This window comes from Citrobacter sp. RHBSTW-00570, from assembly GCF_013739755.1.
Classification (GTDB): domain Bacteria; phylum Pseudomonadota; class Gammaproteobacteria; order Enterobacterales; family Enterobacteriaceae; genus Citrobacter; species Citrobacter braakii.
This window is the reverse complement of record NZ_CP056399.1, coordinates 3,770,967-3,791,585: the sequence shown is the minus strand read 5'-3', so window position 1 is coordinate 3,791,585 and position 20,619 is coordinate 3,770,967. Positions and strand designations below refer to the sequence as shown.

Below are 20,619 nucleotides of genomic sequence, written 5' to 3'. Positions count from 1 at the left end.
ACCTGATTACCTGGCGGAAACTAAACTAAGAGAGAGCTCTATGAATCCTGAGCGTTCTGAACGCATTGAAATCCCCGTATTGCCGTTGCGCGATGTGGTGGTTTATCCGCACATGGTCATACCCTTATTTGTAGGGCGGGAAAAATCTATCCGTTGTCTGGAAGCGGCTATGGACCATGATAAAAAAATCATGCTGGTTGCCCAGAAAGAAGCGTCAACGGATGAGCCGGGTGTAAACGATCTTTTCACCGTCGGGACCGTGGCCTCTATTTTGCAGATGCTGAAACTGCCTGACGGCACCGTAAAAGTGCTGGTCGAGGGGTTACAGCGCGCGCGTATTTCAGCGCTGTCTGACAACGGCGAGCACTTCTCTGCGAAAGCGGAGTACCTCGACTCGCCTGCTATTGATGAGCGCGAACAGGAAGTGCTGGTGCGTACCGCTATCAGCCAGTTCGAAGGCTATATCAAGCTGAACAAGAAAATCCCGCCCGAAGTGCTGACGTCGCTGAACAGCATTGACGATCCTGCACGTCTGGCGGACACCATCGCTGCGCACATGCCGCTGAAGCTTGCTGACAAGCAGTCCGTACTGGAGATGTCCGACGTTAACGAACGTCTGGAATATCTGATGGCGATGATGGAGTCTGAAATCGATCTGCTGCAGGTTGAGAAACGCATTCGCAACCGCGTGAAAAAGCAGATGGAAAAATCCCAGCGTGAGTACTATCTGAACGAGCAGATGAAAGCCATTCAGAAAGAGCTCGGCGAGATGGACGATGCGCCGGACGAAAACGAAGCGTTGAAGCGTAAAATCGACGCGGCGAAAATGCCGAAAGAGGCAAAAGAGAAAGCGGAAGCAGAACTGCAGAAGCTGAAAATGATGTCTCCGATGTCAGCGGAAGCGACCGTAGTCCGTGGCTACATCGACTGGATGGTTCAGGTGCCATGGAATGCGCGTAGCAAGGTCAAAAAAGATCTGCGTCAGGCTCAGGAAATCCTCGATACCGACCATTACGGTCTGGAACGTGTCAAAGACCGTATTCTTGAGTATCTCGCGGTTCAAAGCCGTGTGAATAAAATCAAGGGGCCGATCCTGTGCCTGGTTGGGCCGCCGGGGGTAGGTAAAACTTCTCTGGGACAGTCCATCGCTAAAGCAACCGGACGTAAATACATCCGTATGGCGCTGGGTGGCGTGCGTGATGAAGCTGAAATTCGCGGTCACCGCCGGACCTATATTGGTTCGATGCCGGGTAAACTGATCCAGAAAATGGCTAAAGTGGGCGTTAAAAACCCGCTGTTCCTGCTTGATGAGATCGACAAAATGTCTTCCGACATGCGTGGCGATCCGGCTTCCGCACTGCTTGAGGTGCTGGATCCAGAGCAGAACGTGGCGTTCAGCGATCATTACCTGGAAGTGGACTACGATCTCAGCGACGTGATGTTCGTAGCGACCTCTAACTCCATGAATATTCCCGCACCGTTGCTGGATCGTATGGAAGTGATCCGTCTGTCCGGGTATACCGAAGACGAGAAGCTGAACATTGCTAAACGTCATCTGTTGCCGAAACAGATTGAGCGTAACGCGCTGAAAAAAGGTGAGCTGACGGTCGACGATAGCGCCATTGTGGGCATTATTCGTTATTACACCCGTGAAGCTGGCGTGCGTAGTCTGGAGCGTGAAATTTCCAAACTGTGCCGTAAAGCGGTGAAACAGTTGCTGCTCGACAAGTCGCTGAAACATATTGAGATCAATGGCGACAACCTGCACGACTACCTGGGCGTACAGCGCTTTGACTATGGCCGCGCGGACAACGAAAACCGCGTTGGTCAGGTAACCGGTCTGGCATGGACGGAAGTGGGCGGCGATCTGCTGACCATCGAAACCGCCTGCGTACCGGGTAAAGGTAAGCTGACCTACACCGGTTCTCTGGGTGAAGTCATGCAGGAATCCATTCAGGCTGCGCTGACCGTGGTGCGCGCGCGCGCGGAAAAACTGGGCATTAATCCGGACTTTTACGAAAAACGCGACATCCACGTTCACGTACCTGAAGGGGCGACGCCGAAAGACGGTCCAAGTGCGGGTATTGCCATGTGTACCGCGCTGGTTTCTTGTCTGACCGGTAACCCGGTTCGCGCCGACGTGGCGATGACCGGCGAGATCACCCTGCGTGGCCAGGTTCTGCCTATTGGTGGTTTGAAAGAAAAACTGCTGGCAGCACACCGTGGTGGTATTAAAACGGTCTTAATTCCAGACGAAAACAAACGTGACCTGGAAGAGATTCCGGACAACGTAATTGCCGATCTGGACATCCATCCGGTGAAACGCATTGAGGAGGTTCTGACGCTCGCGTTGCAAAATGAGCCCTCCGGAATGCAGGTTGTGACCGCAAAATAGTGACCTCGCGCAAAGAGCACTAATAAAAACAGGGCTGGCAGGCCATTTCGGACTTGCCAGCCTTTTTTTGTATAGCTAATTTAGATGACGGATTGGGCTTGCCATCATTAACGGGTGTTGTAAGGGCATGGCAGGCCTGATATAACTGCTGCGCGTTCGCACTTTGAAGGATTCAGGTGCGATATAAATTATAAAGAGGAAGAGAAGAGTGAATAAATCTCAACTGATCGACAAAATTGCTGCAGGGGCTGATATCTCTAAAGCTGCGGCTGGACGTGCGTTAGATGCAATTATTGCTTCTGTTACCGAATCTCTGAAAGAAGGTGATGACGTAGCGCTGGTAGGTTTTGGTACTTTTGCCGTTAAAGAGCGTGCTGCCCGTACTGGTCGCAACCCGCAAACAGGTAAAGAGATCACCATCGCCGCGGCTAAAGTACCGGGCTTCCGTGCAGGTAAAGCACTGAAAGACGCGGTAAACTAAGTGATTTCCCCTTTGGGGATGTGACGAAGTACAAGGGCGCATCGACTGATGTGCCTTTTTTATTTGTAATTCCGGTACTTTCTACGCGTTGTGGGCTGACAATTGCCCCTGTTTCTTGTCACAATAGGCCTTTGTACGCAGCGTTCAGGAAACGCTATGCTGCGTGAAGCATATATACTCAAAATCCTTGCCGCCGCTGTTGTGACAACGCGCAGGCGGCTTGAGAGATAACGCGTATAGTCATCTACAGCGGAGTGTGGTTACACCATGATGGACAGCTTACGCACGGCTGCTAACAGTCTCGTGCTCAAGATTATTTTCGGTATCATTATCGTGTCGTTCATTTTGACCGGCGTGAGTGGTTACCTGATTGGCGGGGGCAATAACTTCGCCGCCAAAGTGAATGGCCAGGAGATTAGCCGCGGGCAGTTCGAGAATGCGTTCAACAGCGAACGTAACCGCATGCAGCAACAGCTGGGCGATCAATACTCCGAACTGGCTGCGAACGAAGGCTACATGAAAACGCTGCGTCAGCAGGTGCTGAATCGTCTTATTGACGAAGCGCTGCTGGATCAGTACTCCCGCGAGCTTAATCTCAACATCAGCGACGATCAGGTTAAACAGGCTATTTTCGCCACGCCTGCGTTCCAGGTGGACGGTAAATTTGATAACAATCGCTACAACGCGATTGTTAATCAGATGGGAATGACCGCAGACCAGTACGCTCAGGCATTACGTAATCAGCTTACTACCCAGCAACTGATTAACGGCGTTGCCGGTACGGACTTCATGCTGAAAGGCGAAACGGACGAGCTGGCGGCGCTGGTCGCACAGCAGCGTATCGTTCGCGAGGCGACAATTGACGTTAACGCACTGGCCGCGAAGCAGTCTGTTACCGAGCAGGAAGTTGCCAGCTACTACGAGCAGAATAAAAACAACTTTATGACGCCGGAACAGTTCCGCGTGAGCTACATCAAGCTGGATGCTGCTGCTATGCAGGAGACGGCCAGCGATGCTGATATTCAGGCTTATTATGACCAGCATCAGGATCAGTTCACTCAGCCGCAGCGTAACCGCTACAGCATCATTCAGACCAAAACGGAAGATGAAGCCAAAGCGGTACTGGACGAGCTGAACAAAGGCGGTGATTTCGCTGCGCTGGCAAAAGAAAAATCTGCTGACATCATCTCTGCCCGTAAAGGCGGCGATATGGGATGGCTGGAAGATTCCACCACCCCGGATGAGCTGAAGAATGCCGGTCTGAAAGAGAAAGGCCAGCTGTCAGGTGTGATTAAGTCTTCCGTTGGTTTCCTCGTTGCGCGTCTTGACGACGTGCAGCCTGCGCAGGTTAAACCGCTGAGCGAAGCCCGCGACGACATTGCGGCGAAAGTGAAGCAGGAAAAAGCGCTGGATGCCTACTATGCGCTGCAGCAGAAAGTGAGCGATGCCGCCAGCAACGATAACGAATCCCTGGCGGGCGCGGAGCAGGCGGCGGGTATGAAAGCGGTTGAAACGGGCTGGTTTAGCCGTGACAGCCTGCCGGAAGAGCTGAACTTCAAACCGGTCGCTGACATCATTTTCAATGGTGGTTTGGTTGGTGAGAACGGTACGCCTGGCAGTAACTCCGACATCATCACCGTGGATGGCGATCGCGCGTTTGTACTGCGTATTGCAGAGCACAAAGCTGAAGCCGTTAAACCACTGGCTGAAGTGAAAGATCAGGTAACTGCGCTTGTTAAGCACAATAAAGCAGAGCAGCAGGCGAAGCTTGATGCCGATAAACTGCTGGCGGATCTGAAAGCTGGTAAAGGCGATGAAGCCATGAAAGCGGCGGGTCTGAGCTTTGGCGAGGCGAAAACGCTGAGCCGTACGGGTCAGGATCCGCTGAGTCAGGCGGCCTTTGGCCTGAGCCTGCCGGCGAAAGACAAACCGAGCTACGGCGTGGCGAACGACATGCAGGGTAACGTTGTACTGCTGGCGCTGGACGAGGTGAAAGCCGGTTCTATGCCTGAAGAGCAGAAGAAAGCGATGGTTCAGGGGATTACCCAGAACAATGCGCAGATTGTCTTTGAAGCGCTGATGAGCAACCTGCGTAAAGCCGCAAAAATTAAAGTCGGTGACGCATTGGAACAGCAGCAATAACCGAGGCTACTCGCAAAAAATTGCAAAAAGTTGTATCAACCAAAGGCCGCTTTCGCGGCCTTTTCCATTTCTGATATTTGCCGTTTGTCTGCCGTTCTGCACCTCGCTATCGTGATTCCACTGTTAACAAACAAGGAGAAAACAGTATGAAACATGGAATCAAAGCCCTGCTTATTACCCTTTCATTGACCTGCGCCGGTATGGCTCAAAGCGCACTGGCTGCAGAGCCAGTCGCCAAAAGCCAGGCGACTCAAGCCAAAGTGGATGCTACGGGAGTAGCACAAAGCAAAGCCACGCAACCGGCTAAAGCGAGCGATGATGAAGGCACCAGGGTAAGCATCAACAGCGCTTCTGCGGAGGATTTAGCGCGAGTCATGAATGGCGTAGGTCTGAAGAAAGCACAGGCGATTGTCAGCTATCGTGAGGAGTACGGGCCGTTTAAAACGGTGGAGGACTTAAAGCAGGTGCCGGGCATGGGGAGTTCGCTGGTAGAGCGCAATCTGGCAGTTTTAACACTTTAATAACTTGCAGAGTGCTGAAAGTTTGCCAGACTGTAGAGGTCATACCAGTTATGACCTCTTACCCTGAAGTGTGTTCCTATAAAAACAACGTAAGGCTCCTGCGCTATGCAAACACAAATCAAAGTTCGTGGTTTTCATCTTGATGTCTATCAGCACGTTAACAATGCTCGCTATCTTGAGTTTCTGGAAGAAGCCCGCTGGGATGGCCTGGAAAACAGCGACAGCTTTCAGTGGATGACCGCACACAACATCGCTTTTGTGGTCGTGAATATTAACATTAACTACCGCCGCCCTGCGGTGCTGAGCGACCTGCTGACCATTACCAGTCAGGTGCAACAGTTAAATGGCAAAAGCGGTGTGTTGAACCAGACTATCACCCTGGAGCCGGAAGGACAGGTGGTGGCAGACGCGTTGATTACCTTCGTCTGTATTGATTTGAAAACGCAAAAGGCGCTACCGCTGGAAGGGGAGTTGCGCGAAAAACTGGAGCAGATGGTGAAGTGATGGAAGGAAGCCTGACGGCGCTTCGCTTATCAGGCTTACGGGCGATATTGACCACGGTGAATGTCGAAAGCCGGATAAGGTGCGTGCACCGCCATCCGGCAAATCGATCACTTTAGTCCTGTTTTCTGCTTCATTGCCGCCATCACTGCCGGTTTATCTGCCAGATAATGGTTCAGGCCGTTGGCGCGCAGATTACAGGCCGCGCAGTGACCGCAACCGTCACCTTTGATGCCGTTATAACAGGTCAGCGTTTCTTCGCGTACCAGGTCCAGCTTGCCCCAGTAATCGGCCAGTGCCCAGGTTTCGGCTTTATCGATCCACATCAGCGGGGTTTCAAAGCGGATATCTTTCGCCATTCCCAGGCTTACGGCATGGTTCAGGGCTTTGACGAACTCATCGCGGCAGTCCGGATATCCAGAGAAATCCGTTTCACAAACGCCGGTAATGACCGCCTCCGCCTGCACCTGATACGCGTAAATCGCCGCCAACGTTAAAAACAGAATATTGCGTCCTGGCACAAAGGTATTGGGAATGCCGTTCGCATCCGGTTCGTAATCGGGTACCGGAATGTTATCGCGGGTCAGGCTACTGACGGCCAGTTCGCTGAGCAGCGTTACATCAAGTACCTTGTGCGCACGCGCGCCAAGTTTTAAGGCCAGGTCACGTGCGACATCAATCTCAGCGCGATGGCGCTGACCATAATCAAAGGTCACGCAGTGCACTTCATCATACTGATGCAGCGCTTGCGCCAGACAGGTTGTGGAGTCCTGACCCCCACTGAATACAACAACGGCACGTTTCATGGTTTTTCCTGACAAATAACGAAACCCTTATGGTAGCGCCTGGGCGTGTCGCCGACCAGCTTCTTCACGCCGACGGAGGCGGTAGCCAGGCTTCGGTAAATTCAAACCAGCCGCGAGGGTTCAGGCGTACGCCGTTCACGCCCGGCGGAGCGCTAATACGATAGTGATAATTGAACAGCGGTGTCAGGGTCGCGTCATGCATCAGCGAGGCGAAAACGTGTTGTAAAGCCGCATGACGATCATCCTCATCGGCCTGGATTTGCAGGGCATCCAGGGTGGTTTGCAGATGAGTATATGCTGGCGAGCTCAATACATGTGACCAGAGTTGATCGCAGCGCAGCCACTGTTCGAGGGTATATTCAGGTGCTTCGCCAATCAGCCTGTCGCCCATCATCAGGTCGGCCTGGGCTAAAGGATGGTCGCCATCCCAGTTTTTAGCATTATGAAAAATAAGCGTTAATTCACAGCCGAGTAGCGCCAGCGCCTGGCGAAGCTGTTCAGCCATGGCGTGCAACTCTACCGGCAGGTGATAGGCCAGCGTAAGTTTTTCCGGTAGCGGCACGTCGTCCAGTTCATCCCATTGGGGGATCGTCCATCCCGGCAGCAGCGCATTGCTTGGCGTGATCAGGTTTTCATCCACGTCAAGCGTTTGTAGCAGGGAAGAGCGGTGGATAATATTGACCAGGCGACGGGCCTGCTGCGTATTCAGCCGCGCGCTTTTTCTGAGCGTGAGATAGCAGAAACCGAGGCTGATCCCGCTGCTTACCTGGCTTAGCATGGGAAGCTCTTCGGGTTTACCAATTGCAATTTGAACCGGATGGCGACAGCTGGTGCCCAAATCCTGGGAGAAAAGCTGCGGGGTTATCCAGTATTCAATGGCTTTTAGTAGCGGATGACTCAGGTGGTAGTGATCGTGACTCTCGATGCGCACCAGGTCTGGGGTAAACAGCGTCAACCGAAACGGACCGGTACCAACAAACGGGAGTTCGGGATGTGCCAGGTGACTGCTGTAGCTTGCCAGACGATGCGCCAGCCAGAAGTCGGGGCGATGCAAAATAAAGGTTAGGCACTGGGGATGCGTCACCTCAATGCGCTTTACGCTGATAAACAGTTTATTTAACGCGGGTAGCTCTAACAGCTTCAGCAACTGTTGATGTAGCTGTGTGCTGCTGACCGCATCGCCGTTATGCCAGTACAGGGTGGAACGAATATAGAAATCCCAGCGCTGGCCGTCGGCGGAGATATTCCAGTGGTGGGCTAAATCTCCGCAGGGGCGTTGCGTAACACTGTCGAACCGGGTCAGGCCCGAGAATATTTGTCCGGCGAGGTGTTGCTCTGCGCGACCGGGGAGAAATCCAGGGTGCAAAGGGTCGAGCTGGCGGTAATAGGGGATGCGCAGGGTTGGCGTGTCGTTTTGCCACTGACCACCCATAAACGGCTGGAGCAGCGTTCTTAATTCTCCCGGCGCCAGCTGAGCCAGCTCCAGTACGCTAAGTTGCTCCCCCTTTTGCAGCGCTTGTTCCATCATAATGCTGCGTAGCGAATCTGGCGTCACCAAAAAGCGCAGCTGCCCGCGTTTCCCACGCCCCGACTGGGCGTGCCACTCCAGCCAGCCAGCATCCTGCGCTTGCTTCAGCAGGGTACGCACGTGGCGCTCGCTGCAAAAACAGCGTTCTGCCAGCTCCCCGACGGTCACCGACTGCGGTTCTCCCGCCGAAGGCTGCCACAGGCGTTGGTACTGATTCAGGCGATTCAACAATCTCATATACACGTCATCCTTCAAGCTGCCTCTTTGTTGGCGGCGTTAATTCCCCCCAGTCACTGTATGCTCCTGGACGTTCATTCACTTGCCGCCTGGATGCAACTTGAATGATTTTGTGTAATAAACCCGGAACAATTCATTTTATCTATTCACTATTACTTCCGTATATCTCAGGTGATACTGAATCACAAGTTAACCGCGTCACAGTGTGGAGAAAGAAATGGCTCGTCTGGCTGCATTTGATATGGATGGCACCCTTTTGATGCCGAATCACCATTTAGGTGACGAAACGCTTTCAACGCTGGCGCGCCTGCGTGAACGCGAGATTACCCTGACATTTGCCACCGGCCGCCATGTGCTTGAGATGCGCCATATTTTGGGTTCTATCTCACTGGACGCCTTTTTGATCACGGGTAACGGCACGCGCATTCACTCTGTTGAGGGCGATGTATTGCACCGTCAGGATCTGGATCCGACTGTGGCGGATATCGTGTTACATCAGAAGTGGGATACTACAGCCAGCATGCATGTCTTTAATGACAACGGTTGGTTCACCGGACAAGAGATCCCATCGCTGCTACAGGCGCATGTGTATAGCGGATTTCGCTACCAGATCGTCGATGTGAAACGTATCCCGGCTCATCAGGTAACGAAAGTCTGTTTCTGTGGGGATCATGACTCCCTGATCCAATTACGCATTCAACTGAATGAGGCGCTGGGTGAGCAGGCAAATCTTTGTTTTTCCGCGGTTGATTGCCTTGAGGTGCTGCCGCTGGGCTGTAACAAAGGATCGGCGCTGGCGGTACTAAGCGACCACTTAGGTTATTCAATGGCCGAATGTATGGCGTTTGGTGATGCCATGAACGATCGCGAAATGTTAGGCAGCGTTGGGCGCGGCCTGATTATGGGTAACGCGATGCCACAACTGATTGCTGAACTGCCGCATTTGTCGGTGATTGGGCATTGCCGCAATCAGGCGGTGTCACACTTTTTGACGCATTGGCTGGACAATCCGCATCTACCTTATTCCCCCGAATGAGAGATCCCTTCCAGCAAGCCAGACTTCGCGTCTGGCTTTTTTTTATCCCATTAATGGGTGTTCAGAAGCCGGGTGAGTTCCGCTTTCCACGGCGTTAAATCACCGATGTGCGTGTCGATCCACTGCGGGTTGTAGTAGGTTTCAAGATAGCGTTCGCCGCTGTCGCACAGCAGCGTGACCAGTGAACCGCTTTCTCCGGCATCGCGCATACGGGCGGCAAGTTGCAGCGTTCCCCACATGTTGGTGCCGGTTGAAGCGCCGACTTTGCGGCCCAACTGCGTTTCCAGCCAGTGTGCGGTGGCCACGCTTGCGGCATCCGGTACGCGCAGCATTTCATCGACTACGTCAGGAATGAAGGAGGGTTCGACACGTGGGCGGCCGATGCCTTCGATTTTGCTTCCTACCGGGCTGCGTAACGTTGCATCGCGATCCTGCCAGAAGGGCAGAAAGACTGAGTTTTCCGGATCCACCACCATCAGGCGAGTATCGTAGCCCTGACAACGAATATAGCGGCCAATGGTTGCAGAGGTGCCGCCGGTTCCGGCGCTCATTACAATATGGCGGGGGACGGGGTTGGGCTCGCACTGCATCTGACGGAAGATGCTGTCAGCAATATTGTTATTGCCACGCCAGTCGGTAGCGCGCTCAGCATAAGTGAACTGGTCCATGTAATGACCGTTCAGCTCACGCGCCAGTTGTTCAGAGGCCGCATAGATTTCACAGGCGCTTTCCACGAAATGACAGCGACCGCCGTAAAACTCAATCTGTTCAATTTTACGCTTCGCCGTACAAGAAGGCATGACGGCAATAAACGGCAGCCCTAACAGTCGGGCGAAATAAGCTTCGGAGACCGCCGTTGAACCGGACGATGATTCAATGATGGTGGTGCCTTCTTTAATCCAGCCATTGCACAATCCGTACAGAAACAGTGAACGCGCCAGACGATGCTTCAGGCTCCCGGTGGGATGCGTGCTCTCATCTTTTAAATAGATCTGAATGCCCGGGAACGCCGGTAGCGACAGACGAATGAGATGCGTATCCGCAGAACGCTGATAATCCGCGTTGATTTCATTGATGGCGTTTTTAACCCAGGAGCTATTCATCATTAATAGATATCCATTTGTCATTTTGTGCCAAGAATAGCGAAAAGCACGGAAAAAATTGTTGCCATTTAGCCTTTAAAATAGAATGTAAGGAGAAAATTCTTCTCTGTGGAGTGGATATGTTAGACAAAATTGACCGTAAGCTGCTTAGCTTACTGCAACAGGACTGCACCCTTTCTTTGCAGGCGTTAGCAGATGCCGTTAATCTGACTACCACCCCCTGCTGGAAACGCCTCAAACGGCTTGAGGATGACGGTATCCTGCTGGGTAGAGTCGCCCTGTTAGATCCAGAAAAACTGGGGCTGGGGCTGACCGCGTTTGTGCTGATTAAGACACAGCATCACAGCAGTGAATGGTATTGCCGCTTTGTCACCGAAGTCACCGGTATGCCGGAGGTTCTGGGGTTCTGGCGTATGGCAGGGGAATATGATTACCTGATGCGAGTGCAGGTCGCCGATATGAAAAGCTACGATGAATTTTATAAGCGCCTGGTGAACAGCGTACCGGGCCTGTCTGACGTCACCTCCAGCTTTGCGATGGAACAGATTAAATACACAACTGCTCTCCCTATTGAATAACTCTCCCGGCGCTTATTGCCGGAAATCTTGTCAGGACATAACGCGTGCGATTATTTGCTCAATTAAGCTGGTACTTCCGCCGGGAGTGGCGTCGCTACCTCGGGGCGGTGGCCCTGCTTATCATCATCGCTATCCTTCAGCTTATTCCGCCGAAAGTGGTCGGGATCATTGTGGATGGCGTGACGACTCAACGCTTCACCACCGAGTGGCTGCTGATGTGGGTGGGAACAATTGCCCTGATTGCAGTGGTGGTTTATTTGTTGCGCTATGTCTGGCGCGTGCTGCTGTTTGGCGCATCCTACCAACTGGCGGTTGAGCTGCGGGAAGATTATTACCGTCAGTTGAGTCGCCAGCATCCAGAATTTTATCTGCGTCACCGCACGGGCGATCTGATGGCGCGTGCGACCAACGATGTTGATCGGGTCGTATTTGCCGCCGGAGAAGGCGTGCTGACGCTGGTAGATTCGCTGGTAATGGGATGGGATGTGCGGTGCTGATCGTGATGTCAACGCAGATAAGCTGGCAGCTGACGTTAATTGCGCTGCTGCCGATGCCGGTGATGGCGTTGATGATCAAACGTTACGGCGATCGACTCCATAATCGCTTTAAGCTGGCGCAGGCGGCGTTTTCCAGTCTCAACGACCGTACTCAGGAAAGCCTGACCAGTATTCGCATGATCAAGGCCTTCGGTCTGGAGGATCGGCAATCGGCATTATTTGCCGCCGATGCCGAAGATACCGGTAAGAAAAACCTGCGCGTGGCGCGCATTGACGCCCGTTTTGATCCCACGATTTATATCGCCATTGGCATGGCTAACCTACTGGCGATTGCTGGGGGAAGCTGGATGGTGGTGCACGGCTCGCTGACGCTCGGCCAGCTCACCAGCTTTATGATGTATCTCGGTTTGATGATTTGGCCGATGCTGGCGCTGGCATGGATGTTTAACATCGTCGAACGTGGCAGCGCGGCGTACAGCCGTATTCGCGCCATGCTGTCTGAAGCGCCGGTGGTGGATGACGGCACTGAACCGGTACCGGAAGGGCGTGGGGAGCTGGCGGTGGCGATTCGCGAATTTTGCTACCCGCAAACGGCACACCCGGCGCTGGAAAATGTGAACTTCCAGCTTAAACCTGGGCAGATGTTGGGCATTTGTGGGCCTACCGGCGCGGGGAAAAGTACGGTGCTGTCGCTGATTCAGCGTCATTTTGATATCACCCACGGCGATGTGCGCTTTCATGATACCCCCTTAACGCGATTACAACTGGATAGCTGGCGCAGCCGGCTGGCAGTTGTCAGCCAGACGCCATTCCTGTTTTCGGATACCGTTGGCAATAACATCGCGTTAGGACGCCCTCAGGCCACGCAGGAAGAGATCGAGTATGTGGCACGCCTTGCCAGCGTTCATGAGGATATTTTACGTCTTCCGCAGGGCTACGACACCGAAGTGGGCGAACGTGGGGTGATGCTGTCTGGTGGGCAAAAACAGCGTATTTCTATCGCTCGAGCGCTACTCCTGAACGCTGAAATCCTGATTCTGGATGATGCGCTGTCGGCGGTAGATGGTCGTACCGAACATCAGATCCTGCATAACCTGCGCCAGTGGGGCGAAGGCAGAACCGTCATTATTAGCGCCCACCGTTTATCGGCCCTGACGGAAGCCAGTGAGATTATCGTGATGCAGCATGGGCATATTGCCCAGCGCGGCGAGCATGATGCGTTAGTGCAGCAGCCTGGCTGGTATCGCGATATGTACCGCTATCAGCAACTGGAAGCGGCGCTGACTGATGCACCAGAGATAAACGAGGAGGCGGCTAATGCGTAGTTTTGGGCAATTATGGCCGACCCTAAAAAGATTGCTGGCGTATGGCTCTCCATGGCGAAAACAGCTGGCTATTGCGGTAGTCATGCTGTGGGTGGCGGCTGCGGCGGAAGTCAGCGGTCCGCTGCTGATTAGCTATTTTATCGATAACATGGTGGCGAAGAATAATCTGCCGCTGGCGATGGTCGCCGGGCTGGTTGCGGCATATATCGGTCTACAACTGCTGGCGGCTGGCCTGCATTACGCGCAGTCATTGTTGTTTAACCAGGCGGCAGTTGGCGTAGTACAACAGTTGCGCACCGACGTAATGGACGCTGCGCTGCGCCAGCCGCTCAGCGCCTTTGATACTCAACCTGTCGGGCAGCTAATCTCCCGCGTGACCAACGACACCGAAGTTATTCGCGACCTGTACGTGACGGTGGTAGCAACAGTCCTGCGCAGTGCGGCATTAATTGGCGCCATGCTGGTAGCGATGTTCAGCCTTGAGTGGCGTATGGCGTTAGTGGCGATGGCCATTTTCCCGGCCGTGCTGGTGGTGATGGTGATTTATCAACGCTACAGCACCCCGATTGTGCGCCGGGTTCGCGCTTATCTGGCGGATATTAACGATGGCTTTAACGAAGTCATCAACGGCATGAGTGTTATCCAGCAGTTCCGCCAGCAGGCGCGATTTGGCGAGAGAATGGGCGAAGCAAGCCGCTCGCACTATATGGCGCGTATGCAAACCCTGCGACTGGATGGTTTTTTGTTGCGCCCGCTGCTTAGCCTTTTCTCGGCGCTGATCCTCTGCGGATTGCTGATGCTGTTCAGTTTTACCTCTGGCAGCTCGATCGAGGTTGGCGTGCTATACGCGTTTATCAGCTACCTCGGCCGTTTGAACGAACCGCTGATCGAGTTGACCACTCAGCAATCAATGCTGCAGCAGGCGGTTGTCGCCGGTGAGCGAGTGTTCGAACTGATGGATGGGCCACGTCAGCGCTATGGTGAAGATGAGCGACCGCTAAAGAGCGGGGACATTGAGGTGGATAACGTTTCATTTGCCTATCGCGACGACAATCTGGTGCTGCAAAATATCAGTATGTCCGTGCCTTCGCGCAGCTTTGTGGCTTTGGTCGGACACACCGGCAGTGGTAAAAGCACGCTCGCCAGTCTGTTGATGGGTTACTACCCGCTGACGCAGGGGGAAATCCGCCTTGATGGACGGCCGCTGTCTTCACTGAGCCACGGTGCGTTACGTCAGGGCATCGCCATGGTGCAGCAGGATCCGGTGGTGATGGCAGATACCTTCCTGGCGAACGTCACGCTGGGCCGCGATATCTCAGAAGAGCGGGTATGGCAGGCGCTGGAGACCGTGCAACTGGCAGAACTGGCGCGAGGTCTGAGCGAGGGGATTCATACCCGGCTGGGCGAGCAGGGCAATAATCTCTCCGTTGGTCAAAAACAGCTGCTGGCGTTGGCGCGGGTGTTGGTTGAAACGCCACAGGTGTTGATCCTCGACGAAGCGACGGCCAGTATTGACTCCGGTACTGAACAGGCCATTCAGCAAGCTCTGGCGGCGGTACGTGAACACACCACGCTGGTGGTGATTGCGCATCGATTATCGACGATTGTCGATGCGGACACCATTCTGGTGCTGCATCGCGGTCAGGCGGTTGAGCGTGGTACGCACCAGCAATTACTCGCGGCGCAAGGCCGTTACTGGCAGATGTATCAGCTGCAACTGGCGGGTGAAGAGTTAGCCGCCAGTACGCAAGACGATTCTGTTATCGCCTGATGGCGCGGCGCTTACCCGGTCTGCGGCCAGCGCGGTCTCGTAGGCCGGGTAAGGCGTTTACGCTGCCATCCGGCAATCAACAATCTGGTGCAAAAATGTAACGCACTATGCACCGTTATAGTGCGTTTTTTCTTTTTCTCTCCCGGAAGTACCCTGAGAACCTGAATCATCCCGCCTTTTTCATTTCTGGCACATCCCTTGCAATATTCCTCTCGTGTATCTGCAGCCACTACTGAATTCTGACTGGAGGGGATCTATGAAGCTGGTTACCGTGGTAATCAAACCGTTCAAACTGGAAGACGTCCGTGAAGCATTGTCGTCTATTGGTATTCAGGGGCTGACCGTCACCGAAGTGAAGGGGTTTGGCCGACAGAAAGGTCATGCTGAGCTGTACCGTGGGGCTGAATATAGCGTCAATTTTCTGCCCAAGGTGAAGATTGATGTGGCGATTGCCGACGACCAACTGGATGGCGTGATTGATGTCATCAGTAAGGCGGCATACACCGGAAAAATTGGCGACGGCAAAATCTTCGTCGCCGAGCTGCAACGTGTGATTCGTATTCGTACCGGCGAAGCCGACGAAGCCGCACTGTAACGTCTGGCACACAGTGATAGGAAACCAAAAAATGAAGATAGCAACGATGAAAACAGGTATTGCTTCACTGGCGCTGCTGCCGGGACTGGCGATGGCGGCACCGGCGGTTGCGGATAAAGCGGATAACGCTTTTATGATGATCTGTACCGCGCTGGTGTTGTTTATGACCATCCCTGGCATTGCGCTGTTCTACGGCGGTTTGATTCGCGGTAAGAACGTGCTGTCGATGCTGACTCAGGTCACGGTGACATTCGCTCTGGTTTGTATTTTATGGGTGGTTTATGGCTACTCACTGGCCTTTGGTGAAGGAAATAATTTCTTCGGTAACTTCAACTGGGTATTACTGAAGAATATTGCGCTGACGGCGGTAACGGGGAGCTTCTACCAGTACATTCACGTTGCTTTTCAGGGCTCGTTCGCCTGCATCACCGTTGGGCTAATCGTCGGTGCGCTGGCTGAACGTATTCGCTTCTCCGCGGTGCTGATTTTTGTGGTGGTATGGTTAACGCTGTCGTACATCCCCATTGCGCATATGGTCTGGGGCGGCGGCTTGCTGGCTTCCCACGGCGCGCTGGATTTTGCCGGCGGAACGGTTGTGCACATCAACGCGGCGATTGCCGGTCTGGTAGGCGCGTATCTGATTGGCAAACGTGTCGGTTTTGGCAAAGAAGCTTTTAAACCGCATAACCTGCCGATGGTCTTCACCGGTACCGCTATTCTCTACATTGGTTGGTTTGGCTTTAACGCTGGTTCAGCGGGTACGGCAAATGAAATCGCCGCACTGGCCTTCGTCAATACCGTGGTCGCCACCGCTGCAGCCATCCTCGGATGGATCTTCGGTGAATGGGCGCTGCGTGGTAAACCGTCTCTGCTGGGCGCCTGCTCTGGTGCCATTGCGGGTCTGGTGGGCGTAACACCTGCATGTGGCTATATCGGTGTCGGCGGCGCGCTGATTATCGGTGTCGTTGCGGGTCTGGCAGGCCTGTGGGGCGTGACCATGCTGAAGCGTTTTCTGCGTGTGGACGATCCGTGTGACGTGTTTGGCGTTCACGGCGTGTGCGGCATTGTCGGCTGTATCCTGACCGGAGTTTTCGCTGCCAGCTCTTTGGGAGGCGTGGGATTTGCCGAGGGCGTGACCATGGGGCATCAGCTGCTGGTGCAACTGGAAAGCGTGGCGATCACCATCGTCTGGTCTGGCGTGGTGGCTTTCATTGGCTATAAGCTGGCGGATATGACGGTTGGTTTGCGCGTACCGGAAGAGCAGGAGCGCGAAGGTCTGGATGTAAACAGTCACGGCGAGAACGCTTACAACGCCTGATTCTCAATTTGCCGGATGGCAACGCTTTTGCGCCACCATCCGGTAATTCTCAATTGCGATTACGCATTACCCCTTCCTGTACGGTAGAAGCGACCAGCACGCCATCCTGGGTATAAAACTCTCCGCGTACAAAGCCCCGGGCACCGGATGCCGAAGTACTCTCGACGTTATACAGCAGCCATTCATTGATATTAAACGGACGGTGAAACCACATGGAATGGTCAATGGTGGCGATCTGAATCCCTTTTTCCAGGAAGCCAATCCCGTACGGTTGCAGCGCAACAGGCAGGAAGTTCAGGTCTGAGGCATAACCCAGCAGATACTGATGGACGCGCAGATCGTCCTGCAGCACGCCGTTAGCGCGGATCCATACCTGGCGCGTCGGAGGTGCGACGTGACCTTTTAGGGGGTTATGAAACTCGACAGGGCGTACTTCCAACGGACGATCGTTGATAAATTTTTCTTTCAACAGCGGCGGCAGCAAATGCGCCACTGAGCGGGCAATTTCCGTTTCTGATTTCAGCTCATCGGGACCCGGCGCATCCGGCATGGTTTTCTGATGTTCAAATCCGTCTTCCGGTGCCTGAAAAGAGGCAGTCATGTAAAAAATGGGTTTACCATTCTGGATCGCGGCAACGCGGCGCGCGCTGAAGCTGTTACCATCACGCAGGACTTCCACATCATAGATGATGGGCTTTTGGCTATCGCCGGGGCGTAAAAAGTAGCTGTGAAAAGAGTGTACCAGACGCTCTTCCGGTACGGTTTCTTTTGCGGCATATAGCGCCTGACCGACAACCTGTCCCCCAAAAACCTGACGTAACCCTAAGTCTTCACTTTGGCCCCGAAAGAGTCCTTCTTCAATTTTTTCCAGATTTAACAATGTCAGCAAATTTTTCAGTGCCAGACTCATACGTGCTCTCCAGGTGATATCGATGTCGCAGCGAGGTAGGCAGAGTATAACGCAATTTTAAAAGTGGTCCGATGGGTGCAATTGTCTGAATTACTGGCCTATTACAGGCAAAAATAGCTGTCTTGTGCCACACTTAGTCACGTTATGTTTTTGTTAACCACTCTTCTGGCGAGGAAAGTTCTCGCTGGTGCATAGATGATAAGGAGAATTTAATGAAACTCGTGCACATGGTAAGTGGTTTAGCGGTTGCAGTCGCTCTGGCGGCCTGTGCCGATAAAAGCGCTGATATTCAGACACCTGCGCCAAGCCCTAATACGTCAATTTCTGACACACAGTCTAAAATTCAGCAGCCAAATGTCTCCGGGACAGTATGGATCCGTCAGAAAGTGGCCTTGCCACCCGATGCGGTGCTAACCGTTACGCTGTCAGATGCTTCACTGGCCGATGCGCCGTCAAAAGTGCTGTCGCAAAAAGCGGTTCGTACTGAAGGTAAACAAGCGCCATTCAGCTTTGTATTACCGTTCAACCCGGCAGATATTCAACCTAACGCCCGTATTCTGTTGAGTGCGGCTATTACGGTAAATGATAAACTGGTCTTTATTACTGATACCGTTCAGACGGTCATCAATCAGGGTGGGACTAAAGCCGACCTGACGCTGGTCCCGGTACAGCAAACAGCAGTACCGGTTCAGGCGAGCGGTGGGGCTACTACCACGGTTCCGTCAACGTCACCAACCCAGGTGAATCCGTCATCTGCGGTTCCTGCTCCCACGCAGTACTAAGGTCGTTGTAACCCTCTCCGCCTGGAGAGGGTTAGTACACCCAGCGATAGCGCTGTAAATCGATCTGTCCGCTTCCTGAAACCACTATTCCTTCAGCCAGCAACGCCTGACGTTGTCGTTGTAGGTCGGGACCTGTCAGCGAAATGGCCCCGTGGCGATTGACCACCCGATGCCAGGGCAGGGTGCTGCCTTCGGGGAGACGCTTAAGCACGCCGCCTACCTGACGCGCAGCGCGCGGCGATCCCGCAAGCCTGGCAACATCGCCATACGTGGTGACGAAACCTTCGGGGATTGAAGCGACAATTTGCCAGACGCGTTGGGGGAAAGAGTCCTGTATATCCATCATTTATTCCTGCGCTAATCCTCCAGCATAATGCCGAATGGCGAAGGAGTGAAGCCGCATTGCACAAGAAAACAGCATCCGATGCTGGATGGGTTGCAATTACAGGGTGCAGCAGTGATAATGCGCCTGCGCGTTGGTTAACAACGCTCTCAATGGGGGCTCTGTTGGTTCTCCCGCAACACTACTCTGTTTACCAGGTCAGGTCCGGAAGGAAGCAGCCAAGGCAGATGACGTGTGTGCCGGGATGTAGCTGGCAGGGCCCCCACCCATTTCTGGGTAAGTACTTGATAGCTATACGCTAAAGTACTGAAATCTCTCCCCCATAGCCTTAGTGGTACAAAAACTGTGTATCACCAGCAGGCTACAAGATGTCTCTTATGCTCTCTCGTCATGGGATCTGGTATTACCGGAAAGTAAACGTTTTACCTTGTGGTAAACGCGGTGAGTTTCGTCGTTCGTTAGGTACTAGTTCAAAGACTGAAGCGACAAAGCGATCTTTACGCTTTTCAGATCGCCCTTGGCCGATTACTGAAACTTCCGCAACTACAATCGATTTGATCCAATCCCCTCATTCAGACTTGTCGCTTAGCGAGCTAAAATTACATGCTGAGCAATACGTTGAGTTTAAAAGCCGTGAAGTTTGTGAAAGGGAAGTTTCTTCTATCAAACGCTGTATTGATAAGTACTTTAGCTCCACTGAGCAGGTATTTAAGCGTAGCAGGGCTGCTGAACTCATTAGCGGGCTGGATGTCGCGATTCCTACAAAGAACAAATATGTTAAGAAAATCATTGGGTTTTTCCGATGGCTGAAACACCGTAGTGACTATGATTTTCAAAATCCCTTTGAGGGATTGCTCCAAAAGGATCGCGAGCCAGTATCCCAAAAGCGAGAGGCATATACCTCTACTCAGATCAGAAGCCTGCCAGCGGATTGCCAAAGTTAAAGGTATTGGTCCTAAAACAGCCACGGCTGTTGTTGCCGCGATTGGCAAAGGAACTGAATTTAAAAATGGTCGTCGCTTTGCCGCATGGCCTGGTCTGGTTCCACGACAGCACTCGAGTGGCGACAAGCAGGTACTGATGAATATGACGAAAAAGGCGACAAGCAATTGCGGACACTTTTTTATTCATTGTGCCCGCGCTGTCGTCAGAGTTGCCACGAATAACAATGATGGCAGCCTGCATCAGTGGGTTAACCAGTTAAAGGAACGGCGCGGGTTTAATAAAACGACCGTGGCGGTCGCTAACAAGAACGCGAGAATAATCTGGTCGATGCTGAGAAACGATACCGAATATCAGGCAGTTGGAAGTTAGTACTCAGCCAGACGAGTTGCAGTGTACTGAAAAATGATAACAGGTTGCACCTGCACAATCGGAACCTGACTATTATATTGGCCTCAGAGGCCGTCCAGTTGTTGAGGCGATTATGTGCGGATTACCCATTTGGGCACAGGTTAGTTTTCTTGATGCCGGACAGATGTAAACAACAACCCAAAACCAGATTCTGTACTTGCAAAACGGAGGTAGTCCATAGATGTAGTCGGTGGCTTCAGAAATACCGGTCTCCCGGAAGACATCTTTAACGGTTCGTCCGGCTTCAACCGATTTAATTACGGTAATGATCTGATGCTCAGTAAAACGGGCTTTACGCATAGTGATCTACTTATTAGTTGGCAGATTGAGTATGCCGGAGGATCTCTAAATGTGAATGGCACGATTATGCGGGATACTTACAACAGGGGATGCGAAG

At 53.1% G+C, this 20,619-nt stretch carries 16 protein-coding genes, 1 other RNA gene and 4 pseudogenes; 15 read left to right on the top strand and 6 right to left on the bottom strand.

All coding sequences use genetic code 11. From position 1 onward, the window contains the following. Positions 1 to 40 precede the first annotated feature (40 nt). The 5 genes from lon to fadM all read left to right on the top strand — a co-directional run bounded on the left by lon (position 41) and on the right by fadM (position 6,043). Entirely contained in the window at positions 41 to 2,395 is a 2,355-nt protein-coding gene (gene lon / locus HV237_RS18090) for an endopeptidase La (RefSeq protein ID WP_016152052.1), read from the top strand. A gap of 208 nt (positions 2,396 to 2,603) precedes the next feature. Further along, positions 2,604 to 2,876, top strand: coding sequence for a nucleoid-associated protein HU-beta (gene hupB, locus HV237_RS18085; protein WP_003021629.1), 273 nt, complete (start codon positions 2,604 to 2,606; stop codon positions 2,874 to 2,876). 267 nt (positions 2,877 to 3,143) lie between these two features. Then, positions 3,144 to 5,018 (top strand): peptidylprolyl isomerase, encoded by a 1,875-nt coding sequence (ppiD, locus tag HV237_RS18080; RefSeq protein ID WP_016152053.1) that lies wholly within the window; start codon positions 3,144 to 3,146, stop codon positions 5,016 to 5,018. A gap of 146 nt (positions 5,019 to 5,164) precedes the next feature. Further along, positions 5,165 to 5,539: a helix-hairpin-helix domain-containing protein gene (locus HV237_RS18075; protein WP_047357699.1), complete on the top strand. Its 375-nt coding sequence runs from the start codon at positions 5,165 to 5,167 to the stop codon at positions 5,537 to 5,539. A gap of 105 nt (positions 5,540 to 5,644) precedes the next feature. Next, positions 5,645 to 6,043 carry a long-chain acyl-CoA thioesterase FadM gene (gene fadM, locus HV237_RS18070; RefSeq protein WP_016152055.1) on the top strand — a complete coding sequence of 133 codons (399 nt, stop codon included), beginning with the start codon at positions 5,645 to 5,647 and terminating at the stop codon, positions 6,041 to 6,043. A gap of 107 nt (positions 6,044 to 6,150) precedes the next feature. Here fadM and queC read toward each other — a convergent pair whose 3' ends face one another. Then, entirely contained in the window at positions 6,151 to 6,846 is a 696-nt protein-coding gene (queC, locus tag HV237_RS18065; RefSeq protein WP_003021638.1) for a 7-cyano-7-deazaguanine synthase QueC, read from the bottom strand. A 64-nt stretch (positions 6,847 to 6,910) separates the two neighbouring features. Further along, complete coding sequence (locus HV237_RS18060; RefSeq protein ID WP_016152056.1) at positions 6,911 to 8,611, bottom strand: SgrR family transcriptional regulator; 1,701 nt, start codon at positions 8,609 to 8,611, stop codon at positions 6,911 to 6,913. Positions 8,612 to 8,828: 217 nt separating this feature from the next. On the opposite strand from HV237_RS18060, the gene cof reads away from it, so the two are divergent. Further along, positions 8,829 to 9,647, top strand: a complete 819-nt coding sequence (gene cof / locus HV237_RS18055) for an HMP-PP phosphatase (protein WP_047357700.1) — start codon at positions 8,829 to 8,831, stop codon at positions 9,645 to 9,647. A gap of 50 nt (positions 9,648 to 9,697) precedes the next feature. Here cof and HV237_RS18050 read toward each other — a convergent pair whose 3' ends face one another. Next, the gene (locus HV237_RS18050; RefSeq protein WP_094168793.1) at positions 9,698 to 10,753 is read right to left on the bottom strand and encodes a PLP-dependent cysteine synthase family protein; all 1,056 of its coding nucleotides are present in this window, start codon (positions 10,751 to 10,753) and stop codon (positions 9,698 to 9,700) included. 116 nt (positions 10,754 to 10,869) lie between these two features. Between HV237_RS18050 and decR the strand changes: the two genes are divergently transcribed. The 5 genes and pseudogenes from decR to amtB all read left to right on the top strand — a co-directional run bounded on the left by decR (position 10,870) and on the right by amtB (position 16,834). Further along, positions 10,870 to 11,328 (top strand): DNA-binding transcriptional regulator DecR, encoded by a 459-nt coding sequence (gene decR, locus HV237_RS18045; protein WP_016152059.1) that lies wholly within the window; start codon positions 10,870 to 10,872, stop codon positions 11,326 to 11,328. Positions 11,329 to 11,372: 44 nt separating this feature from the next. Further along, a pseudogene (locus HV237_RS18040) lies at positions 11,373 to 13,150 on the top strand (SmdA family multidrug ABC transporter permease/ATP-binding protein). Continuing rightward, positions 13,143 to 14,921 (top strand): SmdB family multidrug efflux ABC transporter permease/ATP-binding protein, encoded by a 1,779-nt coding sequence (locus HV237_RS18035; RefSeq protein WP_047357702.1) that lies wholly within the window; start codon positions 13,143 to 13,145, stop codon positions 14,919 to 14,921. The pseudogene HV237_RS18040 and the gene HV237_RS18035 overlap by 8 nt, the downstream one beginning before the upstream one ends. A 256-nt stretch (positions 14,922 to 15,177) precedes the next feature. Further along, positions 15,178 to 15,516 (top strand): P-II family nitrogen regulator, encoded by a 339-nt coding sequence (glnK, locus tag HV237_RS18030; protein ID WP_003021657.1) that lies wholly within the window; start codon positions 15,178 to 15,180, stop codon positions 15,514 to 15,516. A gap of 31 nt (positions 15,517 to 15,547) precedes the next feature. Then, entirely contained in the window at positions 15,548 to 16,834 is a 1,287-nt protein-coding gene (amtB, locus tag HV237_RS18025; protein ID WP_008783954.1) for an ammonium transporter AmtB, read from the top strand. A 49-nt stretch (positions 16,835 to 16,883) separates the two neighbouring features. Here the strand turns inward: amtB and tesB are convergent, their stop codons facing one another. Further along, complete coding sequence (gene tesB, locus HV237_RS18020) at positions 16,884 to 17,744, bottom strand: acyl-CoA thioesterase II (protein WP_016152062.1); 861 nt, start codon at positions 17,742 to 17,744, stop codon at positions 16,884 to 16,886. Between the two features lie 212 nt (positions 17,745 to 17,956). On the opposite strand from tesB, the gene HV237_RS18015 reads away from it, so the two are divergent. Further along, entirely contained in the window at positions 17,957 to 18,526 is a 570-nt protein-coding gene (locus HV237_RS18015) for a YbaY family lipoprotein (protein ID WP_016152063.1), read from the top strand. A gap of 31 nt (positions 18,527 to 18,557) precedes the next feature. Here HV237_RS18015 and HV237_RS18010 read toward each other — a convergent pair. Then, positions 18,558 to 18,881, bottom strand: a pseudogene (locus HV237_RS18010) (MGMT family protein); the annotation flags it as partial. Between the two features lie 150 nt (positions 18,882 to 19,031). On the opposite strand from HV237_RS18010, the gene ffs reads away from it, so the two are divergent. From ffs to HV237_RS17995, 3 genes and pseudogenes are all read left to right on the top strand, one after another. Continuing rightward, positions 19,032 to 19,128: signal recognition particle sRNA small type (gene ffs, locus HV237_RS18005), an RNA gene on the top strand. 109 nt (positions 19,129 to 19,237) lie between these two features. Further along, positions 19,238 to 19,813, top strand: a complete 576-nt coding sequence (locus HV237_RS18000; RefSeq protein ID WP_240489671.1) for a hypothetical protein — start codon at positions 19,238 to 19,240, stop codon at positions 19,811 to 19,813. After that, positions 19,779 to 20,183 (top strand): annotated as a pseudogene (locus HV237_RS17995) (transposase); the annotation flags it as partial. The gene HV237_RS18000 and the pseudogene HV237_RS17995, both read left to right, overlap by 35 nt. 222 nt (positions 20,184 to 20,405) lie before the next feature. Here HV237_RS17995 and HV237_RS17990 read toward each other — a convergent pair. Further along, positions 20,406 to 20,522 (bottom strand): annotated as a pseudogene (locus HV237_RS17990) (transposase); the annotation flags it as partial. Between the last annotated feature and the right edge of the window lie 97 nt (positions 20,523 to 20,619).

Bases quoted from the DNA above. Each gene is read 5' to 3' on its own strand.
- HV237_RS18060 (WP_016152056.1), bottom strand. From the start codon at position 8,611: ATGAGATTGTTGAATCGCCTGAATCAGTACCAACGCCTGTGGCAGCCT.
- HV237_RS18035 (WP_047357702.1), top strand. From the start codon at position 13,143: ATGCGTAGTTTTGGGCAATTATGGCCGACCCTAAAAAGATTGCTGGCG.
- queC (WP_003021638.1), bottom strand. From the start codon at position 6,846: ATGAAACGTGCCGTTGTTGTATTCAGTGGGGGTCAGGACTCCACAACC.
- HV237_RS18015 (WP_016152063.1), top strand. From the start codon at position 17,957: ATGAAACTCGTGCACATGGTAAGTGGTTTAGCGGTTGCAGTCGCTCTG.
- fadM (WP_016152055.1), top strand. From the start codon at position 5,645: ATGCAAACACAAATCAAAGTTCGTGGTTTTCATCTTGATGTCTATCAG.
- cof (WP_047357700.1), top strand. From the start codon at position 8,829: ATGGCTCGTCTGGCTGCATTTGATATGGATGGCACCCTTTTGATGCCG.
- lon (WP_016152052.1), top strand. From the start codon at position 41: ATGAATCCTGAGCGTTCTGAACGCATTGAAATCCCCGTATTGCCGTTG.
- HV237_RS18000 (WP_240489671.1), top strand. From the start codon at position 19,238: ATGTCTCTTATGCTCTCTCGTCATGGGATCTGGTATTACCGGAAAGTA.
- tesB (WP_016152062.1), bottom strand. From the start codon at position 17,744: ATGAGTCTGGCACTGAAAAATTTGCTGACATTGTTAAATCTGGAAAAA.
- decR (WP_016152059.1), top strand. From the start codon at position 10,870: ATGTTAGACAAAATTGACCGTAAGCTGCTTAGCTTACTGCAACAGGAC.
- HV237_RS18050 (WP_094168793.1), bottom strand. From the start codon at position 10,753: ATGATGAATAGCTCCTGGGTTAAAAACGCCATCAATGAAATCAACGCG.
- amtB (WP_008783954.1), top strand. From the start codon at position 15,548: ATGAAGATAGCAACGATGAAAACAGGTATTGCTTCACTGGCGCTGCTG.
- glnK (WP_003021657.1), top strand. From the start codon at position 15,178: ATGAAGCTGGTTACCGTGGTAATCAAACCGTTCAAACTGGAAGACGTC.
- HV237_RS18075 (WP_047357699.1), top strand. From the start codon at position 5,165: ATGAAACATGGAATCAAAGCCCTGCTTATTACCCTTTCATTGACCTGC.
- ppiD (WP_016152053.1), top strand. From the start codon at position 3,144: ATGATGGACAGCTTACGCACGGCTGCTAACAGTCTCGTGCTCAAGATT.